The organism is Arthrobacter sp. Y3223164, assembly GCF_059091005.1.
On the sequence record NZ_JBNHGF010000035.1, the window covers coordinates 1 to 14,229 of the forward strand.

A 14,229-nucleotide genomic window follows, 5' to 3' on the forward strand; every position below is an offset into this window, starting at 1 on the left:
GCCTTCCGCTGGCGCTGCGCACCGTTGCCCTCCAGCCGCAGCCGTGCGGCCTGCTCGCGGACCCAGCCGCCGTCCCCGTGCTGCTCCAACGCCTCATCGATATGTCGCAGCAAGAGTTCGAGGACATCGTGCGCGGGCCAGAGGGTGGCCGAGTCCAGATGCACCAGTTTCTCCGACAACCCGAACCGGGCCGCCTGCCAGAGCGCCACGTCCAGGTGTTCCGGATGGAAGTTGGTGACCGGGCGCTCCGCGAGGACGGCGGCCTGCTCGGTGGCGACCAACGCGCGGACCAGCCCGGCCAGCAGCACGCTGTCGGCCGCGGTGAGCTGGCTGTCGGCGGCCCGGACCTCGATAGTGGGGTAGTGGTCGGCCAGCCTGGCCAGCCAGGAGAGGTGCCCGGGATCCGGGACCACCCCGGAGGCGTACAACTGTCGCACGCGGACGCCGTAGTCGTGCAGGTCCGCGAAGAACGGCGGACAGCCCTGGACCTGCCAGCGGCGATACATGATGGTGCGCCAGCTGGCGAAGCCGCTGTCCGCGTGCCGCCAGTACGGTGAGTTGGCTGCTACCGCCGTGAGCAGCGGGAGCCAGGGGCGCAGCCGGTTAAGGACCTGCAGCCGCACCTCCGGATCTGCCACTTCAATGTGGATGTGCATGCCCGTCACGTACTGGTCGGCGATCAGGGCCGGCGCACGCTCGGCGATGCTGCGGTACCTGGGGTTGTCGGTCACGGATGCCGGGCGCAGGTCGGCGTCGAAAATCACGCCGATGCCGGCCGCGGCCGCGCCCGTTGCGGCGGCGCTGAGGGCCAGCTCGTGACGGAAGTCCAGCAGGGCGTCCGCAGCTTCGGACAGCTGGCGGCAAACCGGGGTTGAGGTTTCAACCTGGCAGTCGAGCAACTCGTAGCTGACCCATTCCGGGGTGGTTCCCAGGCGCAGGGCGGCCCGCACCGCCGGGCCGGTCATCACCGGCAAGCCGGTGCGCGGGTCCATCAACAGGAATTCTTCTTCGATGCCGAACGTTGCCGGGGTGGACGCCGGCGGCGGCGTGCCTGGGGGCCGGCCCACAACCATGGTTCGAGCGTAAGTCCCGCGACCGCACGCTGGCTATGCCGGGTCGGCGGGAATAGACGGGCGCAAACATGGGTTACACTGGATGGTCCGGGACAGGTAACTGCCCGGCAGCAATGGTTATTTTGATAACTACATACGGGGATGACAGGTTTCGACGATGTTAGTCGCGCCAGGGGAAGCGGGCCGAGGATGCAGAGTTATCTCGGAAACGCTCTCTGCAAACCAATAAGTGCCGAATCTAAGCGCACTGACTTCGCTCTCGCTGCCTAAGTAGCATTGCAAGTCCGTCAGCCCGGGGTCGCTCTCGCCCCGGATGCTGGCGTCATTAAGAGGGCCACTGCTGAATACCTTCGCCGTTGGGGTATTCGGGACATTTAGACGGCTGGGCCCGGGTCAACCACCTGTTTGCGGGATGGTTGGGGCCAAGAAAACCCGAAGCAAACTGCGCCCGGAGAAGTCCTGGCAACACAACATCGGACGGGGGTTCAATTCCCCCCATCTCCACTATGTGATGAGTCGGGACATCCTTTACGGATGAGTCGGGTCATCGCTTACACCCCGGTCTTCGGACCGGGGTGTTTTCTTTTGTCTGGGTTGGTGGTTCCGGTCCGGATCTTCGACATGGCTCATGCTGGCACCCGGAGCAGGTAAACGGTGTCCCGACTCATTGGGAAACCATCACTGGAAAGTATGACGGCGAGCCACGCAGCTTTGGTCACCCCTGGTCGCCCGGACGGCTTTAGGATCGTGATGAATTCGAGGCCTTCGAGCGGCAGGAACAAGACGAGTGATCATGAATGAGCAGAGCGAGCCGGTCGACTTTCGCGCATCGGCCGAACTAATCCTTTCAGGCGACGCCGACGGTCTCTTCAACGCCGCGAATGACCTGCAGCAGATACCCGCGTCTGAAGCGGTCGAAGCCCTGTATCGACTAGCGATTGAGCACGGCGTTACGGAAGCACATCTCAACTACGGGACCTTCCTCGAAGGGCAGCATCGGACCATGCAAGCCTTGGAGCAATACGAGACGGCACATAGGGCAGGAGACCCACAGGCGGCGTTAGCCCTGGGGCAGGCCTACCTGAACCTTGGAAAACCGGCCGAGGCGATCAGATGGCTTAGCGACGCCGGTGAGAACCCTTTAGTCCCACTCCGGCTGGCCAGAGCATACCGAGCCGTTGGGGATGAGGGCTCCGCGGTTGAAATCCTGCGAAAAGGCAGCGAACTCAGCGCAGAGGCGGCCGTAGAACTGGTCACCACAACGGATCAGTTGGACCTCGACACATCGATTCAGCTCCTCGAAAGACACCTCGACACCGGTGTGGCTGATGTCCTGATCCCTCTAGCGGATCTCTATTCCAAGGCAGGCAGAAGCGACAAAGAAATCGAACTTCTGCGGCGCAGCCTCTCTGAAGGCGAACCGAACGCACTGCATAACCTGGGCTTGGCGCTCTGGGAATCGGGGCAAGCTAAGGAGGGTAGAGCGCTTCTCAAGCAGGCCGCGGGCCAAGGCGACCAACTATCAGCCCAAACCCTACGCGACATTCGCCGAGCCCACCGCCAAGTCAGGCCGAAAAGAGCCGCGCGGAGGAGATAAGGGGCGCAACCTCCGAGGAAGACACCGAACTGACAAGATGATGTTCAAGAGGCCTTGCTTGCGAGGGGTTCGCCGACAGCCCGCCTGTTGTCATCGAGGGCAGCCACGCGTACGGTCGAAACAGGCGGCCAACTGGTTTTGCCTGCTGTGAAGCCCTCTTTCGAGCCACCGGGAGCCTGGTTTCATTCTCTGAAAGGTGGCTCTCATGGAGTCGCACATCAAAACCCACCCCCATGCCCTTTCCATCGCGAGCCTCGATTCGGCCGTGTACTTGGGGCAAGGCACGAACCCGCATCTTGAAGGCCTTGAGGTACCCGGCCTGCCCACCGGCAAGTCGCCCGCGCAGAGGAGCATGCTGGCCGCCGTCCTGTGCAGATCCGGCGAAGTGGAAGCAGCCGAATGGGCTTTGGACCAGGCAAAGGCGGCCAGCGACGAGCAGATCATCGCTGCCCTCTCCTCAGGCTTGTCCGAAGAGGAGGTGGGGGAAGCGGCGGGTGTTTGCGAGTACGCGATCGCCGAGATCGTCGCCGCTCAGGCCCCGCCAAAAGCAAGCTGAGGCGAAGCCAGCCTGAGTGCAGCCTACGTGAGCTCAACATGGTATGAGCCGGTCCGGCGGGGGATCTTCCGCCCCGCCCGCCGCACCCAGGTGGCCGGACATGCTTCCTGGTCTGGGCCGGCCGGCGCTATCGAAGGCGCGCGGTGGAGAGCGAGTATCTGTTCGCCGTATCATACCCGGTCTTGGACCCGGTGACCCGCACCCTGATCGTGTCGAAGCGGTCCGTGGCGGTCAACCGGTAGGTCTTGCCGGTGGCGCCGCGGATGGCCGTGCCGGAGCGGTACCACTGGTACTTCAGGGTGGTGCCCGCCGTCCAGGTGCCCGGATACGCGGTCAGCGTGTAGCCCGTCCGCAGCGTGCCCTTGATGACCGGTGCGGACGTGCGCAGGGTGCCCTTGGCAATCGCAGACGTCTTGGCCGAGTACCGGTTCAGGCCGGTGTAGCCGCTCTTGGATCCGGTCACCCGGACGGAGATCTGCTTGCCGGCGTCGGAGCCGGTGAGCACGTAGGTGCGGCCCGTCGCCCGTGAGATCGCCGTGGTGCCGCGGTACCACTGGTACTTCAGCGTGGTGCCCGAGGTCCAGGTACCTGGGTACGCGGTCAGCGTGTAGCCGGGCCGCAGCGTGCCCTTGATGACCGGTGCGGAGGTGCGCAGGGTGCCCTTGGCAATCACGGACGTCTTGGCCGAGTGACGGGTCAGGCTGGTGTAGCCGCTCTTGGATCCGGTCACCCGGACGGAGATCTGCTTGCCGGCGTCGGAGCCGGTGAGCACATAGGTGCGGCCCGTCGCCCCAGAGATCGCCGTGGTTCCGCGGTACCACCGATACTTCAGCGTGGTGCCCGAGGTCCAGGCCCCGGCGCCGGCGGTCAACGTGTAGCCGACCTTGTGGGTTCCGCTGATCGTCGGCGTGGAACTGGCCAGCAAGCCCGGAGCGATCTTGGGCGTCGGCTCGGAGGTGTTGCTGCGGACGGCATAGCCCTCCTGTGACCTGCTGCCCGTCACGGTCACACTCAGCGCGGACCCCAAATCGGCCGGTACGGGGGTGTACGTATCGAAGGTGGCGCCGCTGATGGGCTGGTCGTTGCGGTTCCACTGGTAGCTCTCCACCGTTCCCTCGGGCCAGCCGCGGGTGTCCGCGCCCAGCCGGCGACCGACCAGGGGTTCCCCAGTGATAACCGGGACGAGGCTGAAGTCCAGGGACGAGGTGGCGTCGGCCAACCCGGTTCCGCAGCCTTCGGGGCAGGTGTCCGGAAGGGGACGGGACTTGAGTTTGAGGTGGTTTTCCAGCCGGGCCGGCGTCCAATTCGGACGTGCAGCAAGGATCAAGGCGGCCAGGCCGGCGACGTGCGGTGCGGCCATCGACGTGCCCTGGAGGTAGGAGTAGCCCTCGGCGCCCGGGGTGGTCGTGCCCTGGTTGTATGTGGAGACGATGCCGTTGCCCGCGCCGGTGCTCCCGTCGCCGCCGGGGGCGGTTACGTCGACCATGGCTCCGAAGTTCGAATACGGGGCGCGGTTGCCTTCGCGTCCGCTGGCCGCCACCGTGATGACGTTCTTGCAGTTCGCCGGGGTGGACAGGGAGGCATCCTGGTTCTCATTGCCGGCCGCCACCACGACGGCGGAGCCGGCGTTCACGGCGATGTTCACCGCTGACTGGAAGGTGGCGGAACACACCCCGGAGCCGCCGAGCGACAGGTTGATGACACGGGCCCGGTTTGAATTGAGCGGGACGTTTGGGACTTCGCCTCCTGCCGACCAGATCACGGCGTCGGCGATGTCGGACATGTAACCGCCGCACGCTCCGAGTGCGCGGACGGGAAGGATCTTCGCGCCGGGGGCGACGCCTGCGACTCCTTGCCCGTTGCCCGAGACGGCGGCAATGGTGCCGGCAACGTGCGTGCCGTGCCAGGAGGAATAGGAGGAGTCGTCGTACCCGCAATCACCGACGTCGTACCAGTCGCCTTCATCCCGGGGGTCGGCGTCCCGGCCGTCGCCGTCCCGGGCAATGGCCGGGTGAGAGATCATGTCGTAGCCGGGCAGCTCGTTCGCGTTAAGGTCGCTGTGATCGGTAATGCCCGTGTCGACGACGGCGACCGTGACGCCGTCGCCGCGGCTGACGTCCCAGGCTCCCGGCACGCGCATCCCGGCCTTGTCCTCGAAAAGGTCCCACTGCAGGCCGTAGTGCTCGTCGTTCGGGGCCGCCGCTGGCTGCATGCGCTGATCGGGTTCGGCGAATTCAACGCCCGGGTCAGCCTCGAGTCCGGCGATCAGTTCCCTGGCCTCGGAGTCGGCGAGGGGCTTGCCAGTGGTGATTACCCGGGCCCCGGTGGCGGTGCCGCGCAGTTCCTTCACGCTGACGCCCAGCTTCTTGGCGGTACGCCCGTAGGCTTTCCCCCTACCTGCGGAGCTGCCTCCGGCCTTGTCCGTGAACTTCACGATGAACCGGTCGGTCGGCACGTCCCGGGCGCTGAGGTATTTGCTCGGCGCGAGGGGCGGGTCAGACTCAGCGGTGGCCGAAGCCGGAACGACGGCGAGCGTTCCGCCGAGGACAGCGGCGGCGGTGAACGAGGCCAGTCCGGCGAGGAAGCGGCGGGGCAGGGGCGAAGGCATGGGTGTCATCCTTGCGGGCGGGGTCCCGGGAAGTTGGTGCAGGACGGACGGGATGCGACGTTGCGCCCACGCGGTTCAGTGTAACGATTATCCCCCGTGGTACGGTACAGCCCCTGACAAAGCTCGAACCGGTCACCACCCGGCCGTGGCGGAGTGTGACGGACTCCCGCCGGCCTGTAAAGACCTCACGCTGGTCTTAAGGCCAATCGGCGGCTATTCACCGCTTCCGCTTGCAAGCCCCTCGCCGCCGGATGTAACGGTTAAGTTGCAACATCCCCAACGATTGGAGCAACACATGTCATCGTTTGCTAAAACCAAGGCACGGCAGCTGGCCGCTGGAGTCTTCGTCGCAGGCGTGGTGACTGCCGGAGGCGCAGGAGCCGCTTCTGCTCACGAAACGCAGGATTCGTTCGTGGCCATCACGGCCGAGGACGTAACCATCGTGCCGGCCCCGGTCGAGGAAGCTGAACCGGTCGTCGAGGACGGTCCCGCGGAGGAAACCCCCGCTGAGGAGCCGGCTGCCCCGGCACCGGTCGAGGACGAAGCCCCAACCCCGGACGAGGGTGAAGAGCCCGTTGAGCCCGTCCCCGGGGAAGAGCCGGTAGAGGAGGTTCCGGTCGAGGAACCGGCTCCGGTGGAGGAAGAGCCTGCACCGGCCCCCATTGAGGAGCCGGTCGTGGAAGAGCCGGCCCCGGCTCCGGTTGAGGAGCCGACCCACGCCTGGCAGGCCGTGAAGGCCGAAACGGACGCCGCGTGGAAATCGGCGAAGGCCGAGGCTGATGCCGCGTGGAAATCCGCGAAGGCGGAGGGAAGCGCAGACTGGAAGGCCGTCAAGGCTGAAGGAAAGGCCGACTGGAAGACAGCCAAGGCCGAAGGAAAGGCCGTGTGGAAGACGGCCAAGGCCGCCGAGGAGGGCGTCGGCGAGGTCGAGTAATCCAGCCGGCTCCGCCATCGGGGGCGGCCTCCCTGCGGGGAGGCCGCCCCTCTGCGTGGAGCCGGCCGAGTCCGGCGCAGGGACCGGCGGCGATTCGGCTTTCTTCTAAACCTCTCGCCCAGCAGCGCCCGCCGCCAGGGGTCAGTCTCCGGGAAGCGCCACGTCGACGATTCCGGTGAACCTGGTGCCGATGCCGTCATACTCGCTGCGGACCCATCCCGCGGGCAGCTCGGGCAGCTCCGCGGGATCATGGTGCCGACAGTAAACATAGGTGAATTCGGGCCACCATTTCTTGGGCCGGGCAGACTCGGTAAAGCCGCACATGAAGCACCGCAGCGGTGTCCAGACAGGCCTCTTGCCCGTGCGATTGGCACGCGACTGGGCCAGCCAGGCCGGTGGGTCCGCGTCCATCGAGGCGAGTTCCTCCTCGGAGATGCGGGAGGGGATCCCGTGGCGTTTCGCCATCTCCGGTGGGATATCGAGGAACTGGGCTGCTTCGCGTCTGGTAATCATCACCTACCACCATGGACCGGGAGTCCAGTTGCAGCAACTTCGTGCAGTGCGCCTGCGCCGGGCGCACTGCTCCGCGCCCGTTTACTTCATCAACCTTGCGCCGCGCCGGTCAACCGCCTGGGTCTGGCGGTGTCCGTCGTGTCGCGGGCCGGGTTGCCGGCATAGATGGCGTTCTCCGGCACGTCTTCTCCCTTCATGAGCAACGAGTCGGCCTCGAGTGAGACGCCGTCGCCCACCACGGCGCCGTAATTGACGAAGGACTCGACGCCAAAGGAACACCGGTTTCCCACCGCGATGTAGTCCGACTTGAATGTACCGTCTTCCATTGAGTGGCCTTGAAGGGCCGTGCCTTCGTTCAGGGCGCAGTCGTCGCCGATTGAGACAAGTGTTTTCTCGGGGATGTTGCAGCCGGCGTCGTAGAGACGCTTGCCCACCCTGACGCCGAGCATCCTCCAGACGAGTGATTTGAAGGGCGTGCCGTTGAAGGGTGGAGTGGCGAGCATCTTCCACAGACGTTCATGGTGCCAGAAGTACGGGTCGTAGATCGAGCAGTACTGCGGCTTCAACCTGCGGAAGCCCATCACCAGGCGCTCGACGAGGACGGACAGCAGGACCAGGTAAATGACGAAGCCCAACGTTCCTACGGCAACCGCCAACGCGCCGAATTCATCGTAGATTGTTACGGAGGCTGCGGCGATGAGCGTCCCGGAGAAAAACAGGAACCAGCGCACACCGAGGAAGATTCCCATGGACGCGATATTGTGGCGGTTTTTGGCCGGCAGCCGCCTGTTCTTCGCCTCTTCGATCTTTAGCTCATCGAACCGGCCGTCCCGCTGAACGGAGCGCGGAATCTCGAACGGAGGGGATCCCAGCAAGCCGGTATTTTCCCGGATCGGGCCGTCGACCGGGATCATGACCTTGGTTGCCAGCAAGACGTTCTCGCCAACCCGTGCCTCGAGCGGGAAGGTGAGGTCGTTTCCCAGAAAGTTGCGGCCCGCGATCCTGACACGGGACAGCCGGAACGAGGTGCTCGAGTAATCGGCGTTCATCATGTTCAGGCCGTCGGAGACCATGGTCCCGTATCCGATGGTATTCAGGTAGGGCGAATCGTGTGACACCTCGGGGCCGAAGTTCGACCCTGTCTGCTCCACCTTCTTGCCGAGGTTGTAGCCCAGTGCCTTCAGGTAATGCACGATGTACGAGCTGTCGCCGAAAACATCCTTGTACAGCTTGACGTTCGTCAGCCCGGCAACCATCCGCTGGAGCGTGAAATGCACGCCGTACAGCGGGTAGACCTTGTCCGGCTTGAGAGCGAGGTTCAGGAGCCGGGGGATGGTCAGGACCGCGATGAGGCCGCCGAAGAAGGAGGCAAGGAACAGGGTCAGGGTGATGAGCAGGGTGTCGAGGTAGAAGAACGGATTGTCCATTTTCAGGTGTTCGCTGTCGAGATAGGGCGGCAGCAGCGCTGACAGGCCGATGAGTCCGACCGGCGCGACCAGGACCAGCCGGTTGAAAAGCTGCAGCAGGGTGAAAATGACCCTGCGGCGGGTGCTGCAGCGTACCGGCGGAACCCTGAGGTAGTTCGTTGCCGTAGGGACCGCGGGGGAGCCGTGCCAGCGCTGACCGTCCGGTACCGCCTGGCCCGTCTGCAGCGAGGACGCATAGCCCAGCTGAGCGCCGTCGCCCATGGCCGTGTCGATGTCCAGCGTCGTCTTTTGCGACACCAGGACATCGCGGCCAAGCGTTACCGTGCCCGTTTCGATGACGCCGCTGCGGGCGCGGTAGGCGAGGAAGAATGAATTTTTGTGAATGACCGTGCCGTCGCCGATGCTGACCAGGTCGGTGCATACCGGCACCATGCGCGAGAAAATGGCAACGCCCTTGCCGATTTTTGCCCCGAGCGCCCGGAGGTAGAGAACGAAAAGGGGCGAGCCGACGAACAGAACGAGGGGATTGCTCCGATTGAGCGTCTTGACGACCCAGAACCGGATGTAGGCCCAGCTCCACAGGGGGATGTCCTGACGCTTCCAGCGGCCGACCAGAACCCATTTCAGGACAATAGGGGTGACGGACAGTATCAGGAACATCGCGGCGCCGAATCCGACGGATCGCAGCCACATGTCGATCAAGCCGGTTCCATCGGAAACCCAAACGAACGACATGACGAGCAAAGAGGCAGCGTAGGTGGTGTAGCCCAGGAAGAACATCAACTGCGCGACGCCGCACAAGATATGCCGGAGCGCGCTGGGCGCAGGCCGCAGGGCCGGCTCCGTCTCGCCCGCAGGGGTTCCCGACGGCTCGGCCGCGGCCTGGGCTGCCGAGAGGACGACGGCGAGCCGGCGGACAGTCGGATGCTGGTAGATGTCCTGCATGGCCACCGGCGGCAGCGCAGCCCGGCGCCGGACGGCGGCCGAAAAACCGGCCATGAGCAGCGAATTGGCGCCGAGATCGTTGAAAAAGTGTGCCGTGGCGGAGACTTTCTCCACGCCCAGGACCCCCGCGAGGCAACCGGCCAGTATCTCCTCCGCCTCCGTTGCCGGTGCGCTGTACTCGTGAGTGCCGCCGGTGAGCCGGGGTTTGCCGGGCTGCGGCAGCTTCTTCCGGTCGGCCTTGCCGCTGGGCATGACGGGGATTTCGGTGCAGCGCTCGAGGTAGGCCGGAACCATGTAGCCGGGCAGGGTCTCGCTCAGTTTTTCGGCGATGCCGGCCTCGTCGACCGCCGCGGTGTCCTGGCGCAGTGTGTAGTAGGCGACCAGCTCCACGAGTCCGGGGGATGGCTCGTAGGTGCTCACTACCGCCTGGGCGATGCCGGGCACCTGCAGCAGGACGGACTCGATTTCAGTAAGTTCGATGCGGTAACCACGGACTTTGACCTGCGTATCGATCCGGCCGTGGTACTCGATGGTTCCACCCTCGGTGAACCGCCCCAGGTCGCCCGAGCGGTAGATCCGGCCTGAGGGATTGTTATCGATGCCAAGGAAGTCGTGGATAAAGGCCCGCTCGGTCAGATCGTCACGGTTGATGTATCCGCGGGCCAGCCCGATCCCGGCGATCCCGATTTCGCCCAGTTCCCCCGGTGGCAGCGCTCGCGGTTCATCCGGATCGAGGACCACCACCGAGTACGTGGGCAGGGGAGTGCCCAGGGTCACCGGTTTGTCCGGATGGACCGCGTCCCAGGTCGCAGTGACGGTTGCTTCCGTTGGGCCGTAGACGTTCAGGAACCTGCGGCCCGGCCGGTGCCATCGGGTAATGAGGTCACGCGGGCAGGCCTCGCCGGAGACCAGTAGGAACCGCAGGTCGGGCAGGTCCTCGTCGAGGGTGGCCAGCAGCGTTGGAACGCAGCACATGGCGCTCACCCGCTGGTCCCGCAGGAACTGGCCCAGTTCCATGCCAAGCAGGCTGACGCCGCCGGGCTTGGGCACCAGGGTTGCGCCGACCATCCACGGGACCCAGATCTCCTCCACCGAAAAGTCGAAGGCGATCGTCATCCCTTGGTAGACGCGGTCCGTCGGCTGGTAACCGTAGACTTCGGCTGCCACGAGCACGAAGTTGCAGATGCTGGGATGGTCGATGGCCACACCCTTGGGGCGGCCCGTCGAGCCGGAGGTGTAGATGATGTAGGCCAGGTCGCCCGGTGGCCCCGCCTGTTCTCCCCGGGGCAGCCGCGAGGAATCCTGCGCGGCCACCAGCGGGTCCTCCTCGTCGAGGCAGAGGATGGTCGCACCCGTTTGGGGCATCCGGTCACGAAGGTGGGACAGCGACAGGACAAGCCTCACGCCGGCATCCTGAACAATGTAGGCCAGACGGTCGGAGGGGTATCCGGCGTCCAGCGGGACATATGCGGCACCGGCCTTCAAGACCGCCAGAATGGCCGTGTAGGACCGGGTGGGCTGGTCAAAGAGCAGCGCGATCCGGTCGCCCGCCCGCGTGCCGCGCGAGATCAGGTACCGCGCAAGCTGGTTCGCCCGGGCGTCGAGCTGATCGTAGGTCAGCGACGACCCAACGCCGTCGACGGCGAGCCGTCCCCCCTCGCCGTCGCGCCGCAGTTCGTCGCAGCGGTCTTCGAAGAGCCGTTCCAGCCTGTCCCCATCGTGCCAACGTACCCTTCCGTTGCCGGGGGCGCCGGTGAGGATGGTGCTGGCAGCCTCGGCACGGCTGGAAGATTTCGGCCGGTGGCTTGTCTCGGTCAGGCGGCGCCGGGCGCTGCGCCCTGCCGGAGCGCTCATGCCGCTCCCCGCTGTCCCGGTTGCCGGACCGCCTGTACCAGGAAGCCGCAGGCGGCGTGCGTCTCTTGGGCGGGCGTGGGGAAGTGCGCATGTGCCGCCATGGCAGTCCTCCTAGCCTCGGGAGTCGACGACGTGCCGGGCAGTGCGTCGAGCCATGTGCGACGGTCTAGCCATGTGCGACGACGGGCCCCTAGACGACATTGGACGACGTCCGGTGTTACGGCGGCGTTACCGGGCCGACTGCCGCCGACGAGGGCCGCATTGACAACGTTGCACACGGTGGGAAGCTGTAATCGGGGAGAAGCGGGGCAGTTGCTTGGGGGCTACTTGATGCCCTTGGGGGAGGGCACGGAAATGAATGCAACAGAACGCCCGTGGGAGGTCCAACTCCTGGGGGGATGGCAGATTCGCCAGGGAACACTTCCCGTCAGGGTCACCATCCGGCAGCAGCGCCTGATTGCAGCCCTGGCCCTTCACGGCAGCGAGCCACGCGCGTTCCTGGCCGGCCTGCTGTGGCCGGACAGTTCGGAGAGGCAGGCGGCGGGTAGCCTGCGGGAGGCGATCTGGATGATTTCCCACCAGTTGCCGGGACTGCTGGAGGAGAGCAGGGATCCGCTGGCACTCGCTCCGGACGTCACGGTGGACGTTCACGAAGTCCGCCGGCGGCTGGCCGCCCTCGACGGGGACCGCGGGGTTGGCCAGCGGCCGGCCCTGCTCGACCTGCTGCGCACGGCCGAACTGCTGCCCGGGTGGTATGAGGATTGGGTCATGGCCGAGCAGGAGCGGTGGAGGCAGCTGAGGCTGAAGGCCCTGGAACGCCTCGCCGGCCAGTATCTGGAGCGCGGTGAGATCGACCGGGCGACGGACGCAGCGGGAATCGCCGTCGCCATTGAGCCGCTGCGCGAAAGCGCGCAGCGGCTGTTGCTCCAGGCGCAGATCGCCGAGGGCAATTATGCGCAGGCGCTGCGGGCGTTCGAGGCCTTCAGTTCCCGGCTGCGGAAGGATTATGGGGTGGAGCCTTCGGCCAAGATCATGAACCTCATCGCACCCCTGCTCGCGCCGCCGGCTGCGGCGGACGGCAGATCGGGGCCGGGCAGCCGGCCGCCCGCCTAAAAGGACCAGTGCGCCGCGGGCTATGGCTCCGCGGTCAGGGACGAGGCGTACAGATCCATCAGCGCCGGCAGCCCGCCGGATTCCATGGCCCTGCGCTGCCGGTCGGCGCCGGTGCCCGTGGCGAAGAGCCGCTCGATGCTGGCATCCACCCACGCCGAGTCGCCCTCTGCCTCGAGTGCGGGCCGGATGTAGCGCAGCAGCATGCCCACCACATCCCGTGCCGGCAGCAGCACGCCGGACTCAGGATCCACCAGCCGGTCGGACAGGCCCTGCCGTCCGGCCTGCCAGACGGCGGCGTCCAGAAGCTCCGGCTCGGGTTGCAGGAAGGACCGGGAGGAAGCCTCATCGGTCAGCACCGTGGAGATCAGTCCCCGGACAACCGCCGCGATCAGCACGGAGTCCTGGGCCTCGAGCTGCACGTCGGCGGCACGGACTTCAAGGGTGGGGTAGCGGTCGGACAGCCGTGCCAGCCACGTAATAACGCCCCGGTCGATGACCACGCCGGAGTCGACCAGGCGCTGGATCCGGCGCTCGTAGTCCGCCGCGTCGCGGAAAACCGGCGCGCAGCCCTGGATGGGCCAGCGGCGGTAGTGGACGATCCGCCAGCTGCCGAACCCGCTGTCCCGGTCCAGCCAGTACGGTGAGTTGGCGCCCAGCGCCACCACCGCCGGCAGCCACGGCCTGATCCGGTTCAAGGCCTGCACCCCGGCCTCCTTGTCGGGGACGGACACATGCACGTGCTGGCCGTTGACGAACTGGTCGGCCACGATGCCCTTCGCGCTGGCCTTGAGCTGGTGGTAGCGCTCCTTGTCCGTGACCTCGGGGTAGTCGTCCTGGATCCGCGGGGCCGTGCCCGTGGCCGCCGCACGCACGCCGGTCTTGCGGGCGGCGGTATCGAGCTCGCGGCGGAAGTTGAGCAGCGATTCCTCGGCCTCGGTGAGCGTGGAGCAGACCGCGGTGGCCGTTTCAATCTGGCAAGTGAGCAACTCCCGCTGGATCTCATCCCTGGCTACTTGTACCGAGCCTTCCAGGTTTTCGGCGACCCTGTCCGCCACCGGGGCGGGTAAGCCGGTGGCCGGATCCAGCAGCAGGTATTCTTCCTCAATTCCCAGAGTTGCCATGGGGCACCTTTCTTCTGCCGACGCTCAGACAAGCCGAGCCTAACCGATCTGCGGGCGGTCATGCTCACGGCCGGGACCGCCCGAACCCTGCCGGCCAGCCGTCTGGCGAGGGGCACGGATTGCTCAGGACAGTGGCACGGTCAGGCCAGTTGCCGCGAGCCCGAGCGCCGCGGCGGCGGTGCCCAGCAGCAGGTTCGCCGCGAGATTGACGGCGGCGGCGCCCGCCCGTCGCTCTGCCCACAGCTTAACCGTGGCGACGGTGAAGGAACTGAAGGTGGTCAGTCCGCCGGCCAGGCCGCTGGCCAGCGCCAGTCGCCAGGGCTCGGCCAGGCGCCACGTTTCCGCCAGGCCCGGCTCCTGGCCCACCACGCCGCCGGCGACGAGCCCGAGGATGAACGACCCGGTGACATTGACCAGCAGGGTGGCCCAGGGCCAGTGCTGCTCCGGCCGCCGGCGGACTGCCTGCCGGCGGGCGAGCCAGGTGTCGG

The 14,229-nt window shown here is 66.2% G+C and carries 10 protein-coding genes and 1 other RNA gene; 5 read left to right on the plus strand and 6 right to left on the minus strand.

The features are described 5' to 3' along the window. Positions 1–1,073, minus strand: a 1,073-nt coding sequence (locus tag AC5RUJ_RS03830) for a carboxylate-amine ligase (RefSeq protein WP_494155610.1), incomplete at its 3' end; no start/stop codon positions are given. Positions 1,074–1,210: 137 nt separating this feature from the next. On the opposite strand from AC5RUJ_RS03830, the gene ssrA reads away from it, so the two are divergent. The 3 genes from ssrA (at position 1,211) to AC5RUJ_RS03845 (ending at position 3,226) form a co-directional block, all read left to right on the plus strand. After that, positions 1,211–1,580, plus strand: a transfer-messenger RNA (tmRNA) gene (gene ssrA / locus AC5RUJ_RS03835). Between the two features lie 286 nt (positions 1,581–1,866). Next, positions 1,867–2,670, plus strand: a complete 804-nt coding sequence (locus tag AC5RUJ_RS03840) for a tetratricopeptide repeat protein (RefSeq protein WP_494128468.1) — start codon at positions 1,867–1,869, stop codon at positions 2,668–2,670. A 205-nt stretch (positions 2,671–2,875) separates the two neighbouring features. Beyond that, positions 2,876–3,226: a hypothetical protein gene (locus AC5RUJ_RS03845; protein WP_494128467.1), complete on the plus strand. Its 351-nt coding sequence runs from the start codon at positions 2,876–2,878 to the stop codon at positions 3,224–3,226. Between the two features lie 127 nt (positions 3,227–3,353). Here the strand turns inward: AC5RUJ_RS03845 and AC5RUJ_RS03850 are convergent, their stop codons facing one another. Then, positions 3,354–5,834 carry a S8 family serine peptidase gene (locus AC5RUJ_RS03850; RefSeq protein ID WP_494128466.1) on the minus strand — a complete coding sequence of 827 codons (2,481 nt, stop codon included), beginning with the start codon at positions 5,832–5,834 and terminating at the stop codon, positions 3,354–3,356. Positions 5,835–6,129: 295 nt separating this feature from the next. Here AC5RUJ_RS03850 and AC5RUJ_RS03855 point away from each other — a divergent pair, with 295 nt between their 5' ends. Then, positions 6,130–6,768 (plus strand): hypothetical protein, encoded by a 639-nt coding sequence (locus AC5RUJ_RS03855; RefSeq protein WP_494128465.1) that lies wholly within the window; start codon positions 6,130–6,132, stop codon positions 6,766–6,768. Between the two features lie 141 nt (positions 6,769–6,909). Here the strand turns inward: AC5RUJ_RS03855 and AC5RUJ_RS03860 are convergent, their stop codons facing one another. Next, entirely contained in the window at positions 6,910–7,281 is a 372-nt protein-coding gene (locus tag AC5RUJ_RS03860) for a hypothetical protein (RefSeq protein ID WP_494128464.1), read from the minus strand. A gap of 89 nt (positions 7,282–7,370) precedes the next feature. Further along, positions 7,371–11,507 (minus strand): Pls/PosA family non-ribosomal peptide synthetase, encoded by a 4,137-nt coding sequence (locus AC5RUJ_RS03865; RefSeq protein ID WP_494128463.1) that lies wholly within the window; start codon positions 11,505–11,507, stop codon positions 7,371–7,373. A 354-nt stretch (positions 11,508–11,861) separates the two neighbouring features. Between AC5RUJ_RS03865 and AC5RUJ_RS03870 the strand changes: the two genes are divergently transcribed. Next, positions 11,862–12,620, plus strand: a complete 759-nt coding sequence (locus AC5RUJ_RS03870) for an AfsR/SARP family transcriptional regulator (RefSeq protein ID WP_494128462.1) — start codon at positions 11,862–11,864, stop codon at positions 12,618–12,620. 20 nt (positions 12,621–12,640) lie between these two features. Here the strand turns inward: AC5RUJ_RS03870 and AC5RUJ_RS03875 are convergent, their stop codons facing one another. Together AC5RUJ_RS03875 and AC5RUJ_RS03880 are read right to left on the minus strand one after the other, a co-directional pair. After that, the gene (locus tag AC5RUJ_RS03875; protein ID WP_494101620.1) at positions 12,641–13,741 is read right to left on the minus strand and encodes a carboxylate-amine ligase; all 1,101 of its coding nucleotides are present in this window, start codon (positions 13,739–13,741) and stop codon (positions 12,641–12,643) included. 123 nt (positions 13,742–13,864) lie between these two features. Continuing rightward, a partial coding sequence (locus tag AC5RUJ_RS03880; protein ID WP_494155611.1) for a fluoride efflux transporter FluC occupies positions 13,865–14,229 on the minus strand: 365 nt, incomplete at its 5' end.

Bases quoted from the DNA above. Each gene is read 5' to 3' on its own strand.
- AC5RUJ_RS03845 (WP_494128467.1), top strand. From the start codon at position 2,876: ATGGAGTCGCACATCAAAACCCACCCCCATGCCCTTTCCATCGCGAGC.
- AC5RUJ_RS03840 (WP_494128468.1), top strand. From the start codon at position 1,867: ATGAATGAGCAGAGCGAGCCGGTCGACTTTCGCGCATCGGCCGAACTA.
- AC5RUJ_RS03865 (WP_494128463.1), bottom strand. From the start codon at position 11,507: ATGAGCGCTCCGGCAGGGCGCAGCGCCCGGCGCCGCCTGACCGAGACA.
- AC5RUJ_RS03850 (WP_494128466.1), bottom strand. From the start codon at position 5,834: ATGCCTTCGCCCCTGCCCCGCCGCTTCCTCGCCGGACTGGCCTCGTTC.
- AC5RUJ_RS03875 (WP_494101620.1), bottom strand. From the start codon at position 13,741: ATGGCAACTCTGGGAATTGAGGAAGAATACCTGCTGCTGGATCCGGCC.
- AC5RUJ_RS03870 (WP_494128462.1), top strand. From the start codon at position 11,862: ATGAATGCAACAGAACGCCCGTGGGAGGTCCAACTCCTGGGGGGATGG.
- AC5RUJ_RS03860 (WP_494128464.1), bottom strand. From the start codon at position 7,281: ATGATTACCAGACGCGAAGCAGCCCAGTTCCTCGATATCCCACCGGAG.
- AC5RUJ_RS03855 (WP_494128465.1), top strand. From the start codon at position 6,130: ATGTCATCGTTTGCTAAAACCAAGGCACGGCAGCTGGCCGCTGGAGTC.